The sequence below is a fragment of the Streptomyces sp. CB03234 genome, assembly GCF_001905885.1.
GTDB lineage: Bacteria > Actinomycetota > Actinomycetes > Streptomycetales > Streptomycetaceae > Streptomyces.
This window is the reverse complement of record NZ_LIYH01000007.1, coordinates 1-12,514: the sequence shown is the minus strand read 5'-3', so window position 1 is coordinate 12,514 and position 12,514 is coordinate 1. Positions and strand designations below refer to the sequence as shown.

At 71.3% G+C, this 12,514-nt stretch carries 11 protein-coding genes; 3 read left to right on the top strand and 8 right to left on the bottom strand.

Translation table 11 applies throughout. The features are described from left to right. Nucleotides 1-62 precede the first annotated feature (62 nt). The 4 genes from AMK26_RS28600 to AMK26_RS28585 form a co-directional block, all read right to left on the bottom strand. Nucleotides 63-824: an MIP/aquaporin family protein gene (locus AMK26_RS28600; RefSeq protein ID WP_073757909.1), complete on the bottom strand. Its 762-nt coding sequence runs from the start codon at nucleotides 822-824 to the stop codon at nucleotides 63-65. Nucleotides 825-1,027: 203 nt separating this feature from the next. Further along, nucleotides 1,028-2,212 (bottom strand): lipid-transfer protein, encoded by a 1,185-nt coding sequence (locus AMK26_RS28595; protein WP_198944206.1) that lies wholly within the window; start codon nucleotides 2,210-2,212, stop codon nucleotides 1,028-1,030. Beyond that, on the bottom strand, nucleotides 2,209-2,661 hold the full coding sequence (locus AMK26_RS28590; protein WP_073757907.1) for a Zn-ribbon domain-containing OB-fold protein: 453 nt from the start codon (nucleotides 2,659-2,661) through the stop codon (nucleotides 2,209-2,211). The genes AMK26_RS28595 and AMK26_RS28590 overlap by 4 nt, the downstream gene beginning before the upstream one ends. A gap of 79 nt (nucleotides 2,662-2,740) precedes the next feature. Then, nucleotides 2,741-3,556 (bottom strand): M15 family metallopeptidase, encoded by an 816-nt coding sequence (locus AMK26_RS28585; protein ID WP_073757905.1) that lies wholly within the window; start codon nucleotides 3,554-3,556, stop codon nucleotides 2,741-2,743. A 45-nt stretch (nucleotides 3,557-3,601) separates the two neighbouring features. On the opposite strand from AMK26_RS28585, the gene AMK26_RS28580 reads away from it, so the two are divergent. Continuing rightward, a complete protein-coding gene (locus tag AMK26_RS28580) occupies nucleotides 3,602-4,105 on the top strand; it encodes an NUDIX domain-containing protein (RefSeq protein WP_073757903.1) in 504 nt (167 codons plus the stop codon). Between the two features lie 13 nt (nucleotides 4,106-4,118). On the opposite strand, the gene AMK26_RS28575 is transcribed toward AMK26_RS28580, so the two are convergent. Then, nucleotides 4,119-6,485: a glycoside hydrolase family 31 protein gene (locus AMK26_RS28575; protein ID WP_073758630.1), complete on the bottom strand. Its 2,367-nt coding sequence runs from the start codon at nucleotides 6,483-6,485 to the stop codon at nucleotides 4,119-4,121. Between the two features lie 224 nt (nucleotides 6,486-6,709). On the opposite strand from AMK26_RS28575, the gene AMK26_RS28570 reads away from it, so the two are divergent. Both AMK26_RS28570 and AMK26_RS28565 read left to right on the top strand, forming a co-directional pair. Then, complete coding sequence (locus AMK26_RS28570; protein WP_073757901.1) at nucleotides 6,710-8,695, top strand: acetoacetate--CoA ligase; 1,986 nt, start codon at nucleotides 6,710-6,712, stop codon at nucleotides 8,693-8,695. Nucleotides 8,696-8,761: 66 nt separating this feature from the next. Continuing rightward, on the top strand, nucleotides 8,762-9,655 hold the full coding sequence (locus AMK26_RS28565) for a hypothetical protein (protein ID WP_073757899.1): 894 nt from the start codon (nucleotides 8,762-8,764) through the stop codon (nucleotides 9,653-9,655). A 66-nt stretch (nucleotides 9,656-9,721) separates the two neighbouring features. On the opposite strand, the gene ptsP is transcribed toward AMK26_RS28565, so the two are convergent. The 3 genes from ptsP to AMK26_RS37520 form a co-directional block, all read right to left on the bottom strand. Next, nucleotides 9,722-11,392: a phosphoenolpyruvate--protein phosphotransferase gene (ptsP, locus tag AMK26_RS28560; protein ID WP_073757897.1), complete on the bottom strand. Its 1,671-nt coding sequence runs from the start codon at nucleotides 11,390-11,392 to the stop codon at nucleotides 9,722-9,724. 83 nt (nucleotides 11,393-11,475) lie between these two features. Then, on the bottom strand, nucleotides 11,476-11,925 hold the full coding sequence (locus tag AMK26_RS28555) for a PTS sugar transporter subunit IIA (RefSeq protein WP_073757895.1): 450 nt from the start codon (nucleotides 11,923-11,925) through the stop codon (nucleotides 11,476-11,478). A gap of 402 nt (nucleotides 11,926-12,327) precedes the next feature. After that, a partial coding sequence (locus AMK26_RS37520; protein ID WP_206745199.1) for a hypothetical protein occupies nucleotides 12,328-12,514 on the bottom strand: 187 nt, incomplete at its 5' end.

The following is a 12,514-nucleotide window of genomic DNA, read 5'->3' as shown; positions in this document are numbered from 1 at the left end:
CACGTTCATAGGCCACGCCCATTGGCAGGCCCGCACCTACAGGCCGGCACCCGTAAACCGTGTCAGTAGACCCCGTTGAAGACGACGCCTGCGAGCACGCCCCCGATCAGCGGGCCGGCCACCGGCACCCAGGCGTAACCCCAGTCGGACGTCCCCTTGTTGGGTATCGGCAGCAGCGCGTGGGCGATGCGCGGCCCGAGGTCCCGGGCCGGGTTGATGGCGTAACCCGTCGGCCCGCCGAGTGACATGCCGATGCCCACCACCAGGAGCGACACCAGGAGGATGGAAATACCCGACCCATAGATGCCCGCGTTTTCGCCGGGGATCTGCCCGACGCCGATGCCGTCGTTCTTCCCGAACGCGAGGATCGGCAGGACGAGCGCGACGGTCGCGATGATCTCGGTCGTGAGGTTGGCGGCCGGATTGCGGATCTCGGGCGCGGTGGAGAAGATCCCGAGCGTGGGCTGGGCGGTCTTCACGTCGGCGTTCGCCCGGAACTGGGCGTAATAGACCAGCCAGGCCAGTACGGCTCCCAGCACCGCGCCGACCATCTGCGCGAGCAGGTACAGCGGTACCTTGCCCCACTCGCCCGTGTCGACGGCGACCCCCACCGTCACGGCCGGGTTGAGGTGCCCTCCGGAGAGCGGAGCGGCGGTGTACGCCCCGGCCATGACGCCGAAGCCCCAGCCGAAGGCGATGACGACCCAGCCGGCGGCTTTCGCCTTGGAGAAGTTGAGGGTGACGGCGGCGCAGACGCCCGCACCGAAGAGGATGAGGATCGCGGTGCCGATGACCTCACCGGCGAAAATGTCTCCATTGCTCATGGCGGCTCCTGGGCTCCATGGCTTCACGGCGTGCCGAACGGGCATGGCGTGCTGTTACAGGCGAACCGGAGATGTCGACGAACAGGCAGTGTTCTCCGGCTGTGAGGGGGCGTCAAGGTCGCCGGCAGCACCGGCCCTCCGCAGCGCCACTGGACACGCCCGTACGACACGTAAAGCCCGGCGCCCCGCCCGGGCGCCGCCGCTCAGCGCACGGCCACGACCGCCGACCCGTGGCCGAAAAGGCCCTGGTTCGCCGTGATCCCGGACCGGGCGCCCGGCACCTGCCGCGCCCCCGCCGCACCGCGCAGCTGCCACGTCAGCTCGCAGACCTGGGCGATGGCCTGGGCCGGCACCGCCTCGCCGAAGGAGGCGAGGCCGCCGCTCGCGTTCACCGGAACCCGGCCGCCGAGCGCCGTGGCGCCCTCCCGTACGAGCCCCGCGCCCTCGCCCCGGCCGCACAGCCCGATGTCCTCGTACCACTCCAGCTCCAGCGCGGTGGACAGGTCGTACACCTCCGCCAGGGACAGGTCTTCGGGCCCGATGCCCGCCTCCTCGTACGCGGCGGCCGCGATCGACTCCCGGAAGGGGGCCGCAGGGGGTGCACCGGCCGCCGAGTCGGTGGCGATGTCCGGCAGATCGAGCACTGTGCGCGGATAGGTGGGCGTCACGGTCGACACCGCCCGGATACGGACGGGGTCCGTGGCCCCGTGCACGCGCGCGTACGCCATCGACGACAGCACCAGCGCCGCGCCGCCGTCCGAGGTCGCGCAGATGTCGAGCAGCCGCAAGGGGTCGGCGACCACGGCCGAGGCGGCCACCTCGTCGGAGGTCACCGGCCTCCGGTAGCGGGCGTACGCGTTGAGCGCGCCCGCCGCCGCGTTCTTCACCTTCACCAGCGCGAAGTCCTCCGGCGTGTCCCCGTACACGGCCATCCGGCGCCGGGCGTAGAGCGCGAAGTACGCCGGGTTCGTCGCCCCCAGCACCCGGAACCGGAGCCAGTCGGGGTCGTCCGGCCGGTCGCCGCCGGCCGGCGCGAAGAACCCCTTGGGTGCCGCGTCCGCGCCGACCACCAGCACCACGTCCGTCAGCCCGGCCAGGATCTGTGCCCGCGCGGTGGCGATGGCCTGGGCGCCCGAGGCGCACGCCGCGTACACGCTGCTCACCCGCGCGCCCTGCCAGCCGAGCGCCCGTGCGAACGTCGCGCCCGCCACGTACCCGGGATAGCCGCCCCGCACCGTGTCGGCGCCGACCACCGACCCCACGTCCCGCCAGTCGACCCCGGCGTCGGCGAGCGCGGCCCGGGCCGCGACCGTCCCGTACTCGACGAAGGAGCGGCCCCACTTCCCCCACGCGTGCATGCCCACACCCAGTACGGCGACGTCCTTCACCGGGTCACCACCGGCCGCCAGTGCCAGGTCGTCCACACCGTGTCCCCGTCCTCGTCCAGGACGCCCGGCACCACCTCCACCTCCATGCCGACGGCCAGGTCGGCGACGCCCACCCCGGGGGCGGCCTGTCCCAGCACGACCATGGCCTCCGCCGCCAGTTCGACGGCAACCAGGACGTAGGGCTCCCACACCGCCGCCGGGTCCGAGACGTACGGCGCGGGCGGCCGGTAGCGGCCGTCCGTGTACGACCAGACGCGCCCGCGCTTCGACAGCGGTACCTCCCGCAGCTCGCCCCCGCCCCCGCAGGCCGGGTTGCGGCAAAAGGCGTCCTCGCGCGGGAAGAAGACCGCCGTACAGGCCGAGCAGCGGGTCCCCAGCAGCCGGAAGCCGGCCCCGTCACCGTCATCGGTGAACCACCCGGCCACCACAGGTGTGCGCGTACGCGTCAAGGCCCCTCCCCAGCGAGCAGATCTGACGGAACGTCAGAAGTGTGCCACGCGTCGGCGGCGCTAAGCGAGACACCCGGCGTCAGTGCCCCGCCACCGACCGCCGGGAGACCGGGAAGTCGAAGTACGTGCCGGGGAAGAGTTCCGGCTTGTACGTGAAGTGCCACCACTCCTCGGGAAGGTTGACGAACCCCTCCGCGCCGAGCGTGCCCTTCAACAGCTGCCGGTTCGACCGCTGCGCACCCTGGATGCGCGGGTCGTCCGTATGGGACAGTGTGTCGAAGCAGTCGAAACCCGTCCCCATGTCCACGGAATTGTCGGGGAACCGCTCGTGCTGCGGGGCGTAACAAGGGACCAGCTTCTCACCCGGCACATAGGGGCGGGTCGGCGCAGCGGGCAGCTTCACGATCGTCAGGTCGACCGTGGAACCCCGGCTGTGTCCGGACTTCTCCGCGATGTACCCGTCAGCGAAGAGCCGAGACTTGGCCACAAGCGGATAGAACTCCGCTTTCATCTCCTCGTCCTGAAGGTCTTTCGCCCACCGTACGAAGTGGTCCACGGCCCGCTGCGGCCGGTAACAGTCGTACACCTTCAACGCATAGCCCTGCCGCAGCAGCTTCGTCTGAGCCCGGTGCAGCGCCTGCGCGGCCGGCCGGGTCAGGATGCACACCGGCTGGCGGTAGCCGTCCACCGGCTCGCCCACGAAGTTGTGCTCGGTGGTGTAGCGCATCTCCTGGGTGATCGTCGGGTCGACGGAGCGCAGCGCCACGAACTCCTTCGGAGCCTTCGGCTCGGGCGCGGCCTGCGCGGCGGGCGGCACCGCAACAGCCGGCAGGAGCGCCGTGGCGATGGCAGCCAGGGCACGGCGGAGGCGGGGAGCGGAAGCAAGTCCTGTCATGCGCACCGTCTTACAGGTCCCCGCCGGGTCGGTACAGTCCGCCCCGTGAAGGACTCCCACTGCACGAGCTGCGGCACCCGCTACCCGGCCGGCTCCGGATGGCCCCGCACATGCCCGGCCTGTGGCGCCGTCGCCCACCGCAACCCGCTCCCGGTCGCCGTCGCCCTGCTGCCCGTGACCGGCGAGCACGGCACCGGGCTCGTCGTCATCACCCGCGCCATCGAGCCGCAGCGCGGCGGCATCGCCCTGCCCGGAGGGTTCATCGACCACGCCGAGGACTGGCGGGACGCGGTGGTACGGGAACTGAAGGAGGAGACCGGCATCGAGGCCTCCGCCGCCGACGTACGCCTGGCCGACGCGATGAGCTCACCCGCCGGCCACCTGCTGCTCTTCGGCCTCCTGCCCGCACGCCCGGCCGCCACCCTCCCGCCCTCCGCCCCCACGGACGAAACGGCCGGCCACCACCTGCTGTACGCGCCGGCAGAGCTGGCCTTCCCCCTCCACACGGCGGCGGTCGCCCACTGGTTCGCGGGCCGCTACACCCCCTGACCCGCGACCGCCGTCACCCGGCGCCCAGCCCCCGCACCCGGACCCTTCCCCCCACCTCCACCGCCCCGTCGTCCGTCACCCGCTCCACCACCACCCGCCCGTCCACCAGCCGGGACGTGTACCGCTCGATCTCCGCCTCCGCCCAGCCGTCACCGACGTCCCGCACCACCAGCCCGCCCCCAGTGCGCCCCACGGCCGGGGCCCACACCTCCAGCGCGTCCCCACCGTCCCCGTCCCGGACCGGGATCACTGCACCCGCCCGCACGAGCACCGGAATACGCGACAGCGGCGCGTCCACCAGCACCTGCCCGGGCCCCTCGTACGCCGCACCCGTCGCCGTGTCGTACCACCGCCCGCGCGGCAGCCGCACGGCCCGCCGGTCCGTCCCCCGCGCGAGCACCGGCGCCACCAGCAACGCGTCGCCCAGCAGGAAAGCATCCTCGCAGTCCCGCAGCGCCCGGTCCTCCGGGGAACCCCACCAAAGAGGCCGCACATAAGGCGCCCCCGTAAACCGCGCCAACTGCGCCAGGGTCACGAAATAGGGCCGCAGCCGCTCCCGTTCGGCCAGCGCCGCACGGGCGCACTCCAGCACCTCGGGACCGAACTCCCACGGCTCGCGCCGCCCCGCGTCGATCGCCGCGTGCGTACGGAACAGCGGCAGCCAGGCACCCAGCTGGAACCACCGCAGGAACAGCTCCGGCGACGGACTCCCGTCGAACCCGCCCACATCCGGGCCCGAATACGGCACCCCGCACAGACCCAGCCCCAGCACCAGCGACAGCGACGCACGCAGCCCCGGCCACCCGGTCGACACATCGCCCGACCACGTCCCGCCATACCGCTGCATCCCCACCCAGCCGGAGCGCGAGAACAGAAACGGACGCTCGTCCGGGCGCAGCCGCCGCAGCCCCTCGTACCCCGCCCTCGCCATCGCCAGCCCGTACACATTGTGGGCCTCCCGGTGGTCCCCGCCCCGGCCCTCCAGTACGTGCCGCGCCGAGCGCGGCAGCGTCATGTCACCGAACGGCGTGAAGGAAACCGGCTCATTCATGTCGTGCCACACCCCCGAAAACCCCTGCGCGAGCCGCTCCTCGTACAACCCGCCCCACCACTCCCGTACCGCCGGATCCGTGAAATCCGGGTACACGCACTCACCCGGCCACACCACGCCCCGCACCTCACCGCCCCTCGGATCCCGTACGAACGCCCCATGGGACCCGACGTCGGCACCGCTCTCATAGAGCGGGTTTCCCGGTTCCGCCTTCACCCCCGGGTCGACGATCGACACCAGCCGCACCCCCTCCTCACGCAGCTCCCGCGCGAGCCCGGGCAGGTCCGGAAACCGCTCCTTGTCCACCGTGAACACCTGGTGCCGGTCGTAGTGGTCGATGTCCAGGTGCAGCACCGACAGCGGCAGGTCCCGCTCCCGGTAGCCGGCCACCACCCGCCGCACCTCCTCCTCGCTGCCGAACCCCCACCGCGCGTGCTGCGGCCCCAGCGCCCACGACGGCGGCAGCGCGGGCGCACCCGTCAGCGCCGCCCAACCGTGCAGCACGCGCGCGGGGGTGCCGACGATCACCCAGCACCGCAACGGCCCGCCACTGACGCGCACCTCGCTCGCGCCCGGCCGGTCGTGCCCGGAACCCGCACCCTCCTCGCCCTCCCGCAGCGTCACCTGCCCGTCCCAGGAGTTGTCGTGGAACGCCAGGTGCGTACCCGCGTCCGACACCACCACCTGCACCGGCATCGTGATGTAGAGCGGATCGTCACCGGGCGCGAAACTGCCCCGCGGATCGGTGTTCCACAGCCGGTACGTCCCACTGCGCAGCCGCGGCCCCGCCGCCCGCCCGCCCAGCCCGAAAAACCGGGCGTCGGCCGGCACCTCCGACCGCTGCACCCACCGCGAGGGACCCCCGGCGACCGGCTCCCACCACCTGGGCGGGAGGTCCCGCCGCAACACGACGCCGCCCGGCGTACGGACCTCCACGGCACCGTTGCGAGACACCGCGACCGTCACCCGCTCCGACACCACCCGCCAGCCACCGCCCTTGTCGGGCTCCAGCTCCGCCCGCGGATCGGGCTCCGGAGGCCGGCCCGCCAGCGCGTACGAGGGCAGCGGCTCCGCCCCGTCCCAGCCCAGGAACACCGTGCCGCCACTGGAGACGCACACCCGCACCTGAGACCGGGCGAACCGGACGATCCCCCCGCCCGGCAGCCGCTCGACCCCCTCCACCGGCCCCGGCACCCGCGCCCGCTCCGCCCCCCGCGGCCGCAGCCCCCAGGCGTCCGTACGCCGCTGCCGCCACGCCGACCGCATCGCCCGCAGCCCCCGCACCGTGCCGAAGATCCTCACCGAACGCACCAGATCACGACCGTCCATGCCGATCACCCTGCCACCCGCCCAAGGGTCCGCAGGGCCCGTTCAGCTGCCGTTCACCCGTGGTGAGACCACATATTCATCCCGCCGACCATGGGCGGCGAACCCTGGTGCGAACAACGATCACATGGCATCGTCCTGCTCAGCCGCGTCACGCGCACACCCCCGCACGTGCGCGCGACCCACGCACACCCGCGTACAGGGACGCACAGCCAGGGAGCAGCCCCATGACCACAGAGCACGCCCAGCCCGAGCCGCTCTGGCAGCCCGACCAGGACCGCGTCGACACGGCCGCGGTCACCCGCTTCCAGGCCTGGGCGGCGCAGCGGCACGGCGCACCCGCCGACGGCGGCTACCCGGCACTGCACCGCTGGTCGGTCGACCACCTCGACACCTTCTGGCAGGCGGTGGCCGAGTGGTTCGACATCCGCTTCTCCACACCGTACGAGCGCGTCCTCGGCGACCGCTCCATGCCCGGCGCCCAATGGTTCCCCGGCGCCACCCTCAACTACGCCGAACACGCCCTCCGAGCCGCCGCCGACCGCCCCGACGCGCCCGCCCTGCTGCACGTCGACGAGACGCACGAGGTGACCCCCGTCAGCTGGGCCGAGCTGCGCCGCCAGGTCGGCGCCCTCGCCGCCGAGCTGCGCGCCCTCGGCGTACGCCCCGGCGACCGCGTCAGCGGCTACCTGCCCAACATCCCGCAGGCCACCGCCGCCCTCCTCGCCACCGCCGCCGTCGGCGCCGTATGGACCTCCTGCGCCCCCGACTTCGGCGCCCGCAGCGTCCTCGACCGCTTCCAACAGGTCGAGCCGGTCGTCCTGTTCACCATCGACGGCTACCGCTACGGCGGCAAGGAACACGACCGCCGCGACACCGTCGCCGAACTCCGCCGCGAACTGCCCACCCTCCGCGCGGTCGTCCACATCCCGCTCCTCGGTACGGAGGCCCCCGAAGGCACCCTCGAATGGTCCGCCCTCACAGCGGGGGACACAGAGCCGGTCTTCGAGCAGGTCCCCTTCGACCACCCCCTGTGGGTGCTGTACTCCTCCGGCACCACAGGCCTGCCCAAGGCGATCGTCCAGTCCCAGGGCGGCATCCTCCTCGAACACTTCAAGCAGCTCGGCCTCCACTGCGACCTCGGCCCCGAGGACCGGTTCTTCTGGTACACCTCCACCGGCTGGATGATGTGGAACTTCCTCGTCTCCGGCCTGCTCACCGGAACCACGGTCGTCGTGTACGACGGCAGCCCCGGCCACCCCGACACCGGCGCCCAGTGGCGTGTCGCCGAACTCACCGGAGCCACCCTCTACGGCACGTCCGCCGCCTACGTCATGGCCTGCCGCAAGGCCGGCGTCCATCCGTCCCGCGATTACGACCTGTCCCGCATCACCTGCGTCGCCACCACCGGCTCCCCGCTCCCCCCGGACGGCTTCCGCTGGCTCCACGACGAGGTACGGGACGACCTGTGGATCGCCTCCGTCAGCGGAGGCACCGACGTATGCAGCTGCTTCGCCGGCGCGGTCCCCACCCTCCCCGTACACATCGGCGAACTCCAGGCGCCCTGCCTGGGCACCGACCTCCAGGCCTGGGACCCACAGGGCAAGCCCGTCGTCGGAGAGGTGGGGGAGCTGGTGGTCACCAACCCCATGCCCTCCATGCCCATCCACTTCTGGAACGACCCCGACGGCAGCCGCTACCACGACAGCTACTTCGACATGTACCCGGGCGTGTGGCGCCACGGTGACTGGATCACCATCACCGACCGCGGGTCGGTCGTCATCCACGGCCGCTCGGACTCCACCCTGAACCGCCAAGGCGTCCGTATGGGGAGCGCCGACATCTACGAGGCCGTCGAACGCCTCCCGGAGATCCGCGAATCCCTCGTCATCGGCCTGGAGGAACCCGACGGCGGCTACTGGATGCCCCTCTTCGTCCACCTCACCGAAGGCGCCACCCTGGACGACGACCTGATCACCCGCATCAAGCAGACCATCCGTACGCAGCTGTCCCCACGCCACGTCCCCGACGAGATCATTGAGGTCCCCGGCGTCCCGCACACCCTCACCGGCAAGCGCATCGAGGTCCCCGTCAAGCGTCTTCTCCAAGGCACCGACCTGTCCAAGGCCGTCAACCCCGGCTCGGTCGACAACCTCGACCTGCTCCGCTTCTACGAGGACCTGGCCCGTCGGCGCGCCCAAGGCACCCAATGAGAGACCGCCCCCCGTTGTCAGTGCCGCCGATTACTCTGAGTGAGCACTGATGAACAAGGGGGATTCATGGCACACACCAGGAACACCACGACCATGCGACGCGCACTCCGCCGCGAAGTACCGAGCACCGTCGGCGTCCTCGCCGACGAACAGGACTTCGCGGCGATGCGCAGCCGCTACCGCACCTTCACCTTCGCCGACCACGACATCTACCTCCGCCAGGTCGAGCAGCTCCTGAAAGCCCTCGCCACCCAGGGCGGACACACCACCGTCGCCCTCTTCGACCCGGAGGACTACGCGGAGTACTGCACCGAAACCGGCCTCGACCCGGACACCCCGGCCAGCCGCAGCCGCTTCACCGCCGAGATCGCCGCCACCGGCGCCTGCGTCCCCTATACGGGACAGCCCATCGACCGACTCGTCCCGCTCCTCATCCACCGAGCGGTACGACACGCCACCTGGCAGTACGCGACGATGCTCCTCACCGACATGGGCGCGTGCGCCACCTGCGGGCAGGACATCGGCCGCGCCGCATTCGACCAGGCCTCGCACCTGCTGACGCGCCTCCTCGAAGAAGCCGGCCCCGGCACCCACCACCTCGTCTGCAGCGTCCCCGCCGACGAACAGCTCCTCGCCGTCCTCCACGCCGAACGGCCCCCCACCGGCCCGGCCCTCCTCGACCCCACCGAAGGCGCCGAATTCGTCACCGTCCTCGCGGCCGGCATCGCCCTCGAAAGGCCCGGAGGACTCGTCCTCCGCACCACCACACCCGCCGCACCCGACCGTGTCCACGGCTGGCGCCTCGACCACGGCCGGCTCATCCCGCTCACCGCGGCCGAGGTCTTCAACGCCTACTGCACCGACGCCGACACCGGAGAACCCCTCTCACCCGAACCCAACGTCGACTACCGCGCCGGCTTCGACATCACCCCCGACGACCCCTGGCCCACCCACCACTGAGCAACCAGCAAAAGGGGCTTCCCCGCCCACCGGCGGGAAAGCCCCTCTCACAGCCTTCACCAGGCACTACTCGCCAGACAGAACCGCCTGCGCGGCCAGCCGCGCCTCCTCGGCGGTATCCGTGGCCCGCGCGGCAGCCGCCGCCCGCTCGCACTGCGCCAGCGTGTGCTTGGCCAGCGTCGCCCGCACATACGGAATCGACGCGGCACCCATCGACAGGGAGGTGACACCCAGACCCGTCAGCACACACGCGAGCAGCGGATCCGACGCGGCCTCACCACACACGCCACAGCTCTTGCCCTCGGCCCTGGCCGCCTCCGCCGCCAGTGCCACCAGATCCAGCAACGCGGGCTGCCACGGGTCCTGCAACCTCGACACCGCACCCACCTGCCGGTCGGCGGCGAAGGTGTACTGCGCCAGGTCGTTCGTACCCAGCGACAGGAACTCCACCTCCTGCAGGATCGAACGCGCCCGCAGCGCGGCCGACGGGATCTCCACCATCGCACCGAACTTCGCCTGGAGCCCCGCCTGACGGCACGCGTCCGCGAACGCCTTCGCATCCGTACGGTCCGCCACCATCGGCGCCATGACCTCGAGGTACACCGGCAGCCCCTCGGCCGCCTTCGACAGCGCCGTCAACTGCGTCCGCAGCACCTCCGGGTGGTCCAGCAGCGTCCGCAGGCCCCGCACGCCGAGCGCCGGATTCGGCTCATCGGCCGGTGTCAGGAAGTCCAGAGGCTTGTCCGCACCCGCGTCCAGCACCCGCACGACCACCCGGCCCTCGGGGAACGCCTCCAGCACCTTGCGGTACGCCTCGACCTGCTTGGCCTCCGACGGCGCCTGCTTGCTGTCGTCCAGGAACAGGAACTCGGTACGGAACAGACCGACACCCTCGGCCCCCGCCTCCACCGCCGCCGGCACATCCGCGGGCCCGCCCACGTTCGCCAGCAACGGCACCTTGTGCCCGTCCGACGTCGCACCGGGGCCGGTCGCCGCGGACAGCGCCGCCTTGCGCTCGGCAGCGGCCCGCTCCATCTCGGTCCGCTTCTCGGCGCTCGGCTCCACGAAGATCTCACCCGTGCTGCCGTCCACCGCGATCACGGTGCCCTCGGCGAGCTCACCGGCTCCCGGCAGCGCCACCACGGCGGGCACACCCAGCGCCCGCGCCAGGATGGCGCTATGGCTGGTCGGCCCGCCCTCCTCGGTCACGAAACCGAGCACCAGCGTCGGGTCCAGCAGCGCCGTGTCCGCCGGAGCGAGGTCCCGCGCGATCAGTACATACGGCTCGTCGCTGTCCGGAACGCCCGGCATCGGCACACCCAGCAGCCGCGCCACGATCCGGTTCCGCACGTCGTCCAGGTCCGCGACCCGCCCCGCCAGGTACTCCCCGGCACCGGCCAGCAGCGCCCGGTAGGCGGCGAACGCGTCGTACACGGCCCGCTCGGCCGTGCTGCCCACAGCGATACGACGGTCCACGTCGGCCATCAGCTCGGGGTCCTGAGCCATCATGGCCTGCGCCTCGAGCACGTGCTGTGCCTCGCCACCGGCCAGATTGCCACGAGCGATCAGATCGGCCGCCACAGCCTCGACGGCCTGGCGAGCACGCCCCTGTTCGCGCTCCGCCTCCTCGGCCGGGATCTGCTTGGCCGGCGGCTCCAGGACCGCCGTGCCCATGTGGCGCACCTCGCCGATCGCCACACCGTGGCTCACGCCGACGCCCCGCAGCGTTGTCTCCATTACACCTGTCTCCGATTGAGTGGCGGCCGGAGCCGCCACGTTGAATGTCCCGACCCGCTGCCGTCAATACGACGGCACTGACATCACCGCCAGGAGAAGAGCGCGTCGCCGGCCTTCACGTCGCCGTCCTCGACGAGCTCGCTCAGGGACTCGGGGGTGGCCTCCAGGGCCACGATCGGGCAGACCGCCGACTTGCCGGCCGCCTCGACGGCAGCGGGGTTCCACCGCACGACGGCCTGCCCGCGCGTCACGGTGTCCCCCTTGTTCACCAGCAGCTCGAAGCCCTCGCCATTGAGCTGAACGGTGTCGATCCCCAGGTGCGTCAGCACGCCGTGCCCGTCGCCGTCGACGACCACGAAGGCGTGCGGGTGCAGAGAAACGACGATGCCGTCGACCGGAGACACAGCCGTGGAGGGCTCGCGCACGGGATCAATGGCGGTACCCGGGCCGACCATCGCCCCGGAGAAAACCGGGTCGGGTACAGCGGCAAGTCCGATGGCGCGGCCCTCGAGCGGCGACGTCACGGTGGTCATGGGGGGCCTCCCAGGGGTGGAGATTCTGCGTCGCCGTCACTACCTGTCCTGGACGGCGTACTGATCAGAAGCGTATGTCATAAGAAGTCCGGGTTCCGCACGAGAGGTCCGGGTTGGCGGACCTAGGGACCACCGGAAACGATTTGCCTCAACTACCAACGGCGGGTAGGGTCGTATCCCTGCCTGACCCCGACGCGACTCTGAGTCGTAGGTCGGCAGCGACTGTCAAGCCGAGATCCTAACTGGTCTACACCTGTGGACTACACCTCTGTGTCCCGCAGGTGGCGGTCAGGAGGCCGGAAAAAGGCTGATAGAGTCGGAACCGCCGGAAAGGGAAACGCGAAAGCGAAGAACAGTCCGGCAGCCCGCTCCGGCGGGTGGCAGAAACGGAAAACGGATCTGCTAAGCTGGAAACACGAAATACCGAAGGGAAGCGCCCGGAGGAAAGCCCGAGAGGGTGAGTACGAAGGAAGCGTCCGTTCCTTGAGAACTCAACAGCGTGCCAAAAATCAACGCCAGATTAGTTGATACCCCGTCCATCTTCGGATGGTCGAGGTTCCTTTGAAGAAAACACAGCGAGGACGCTGTG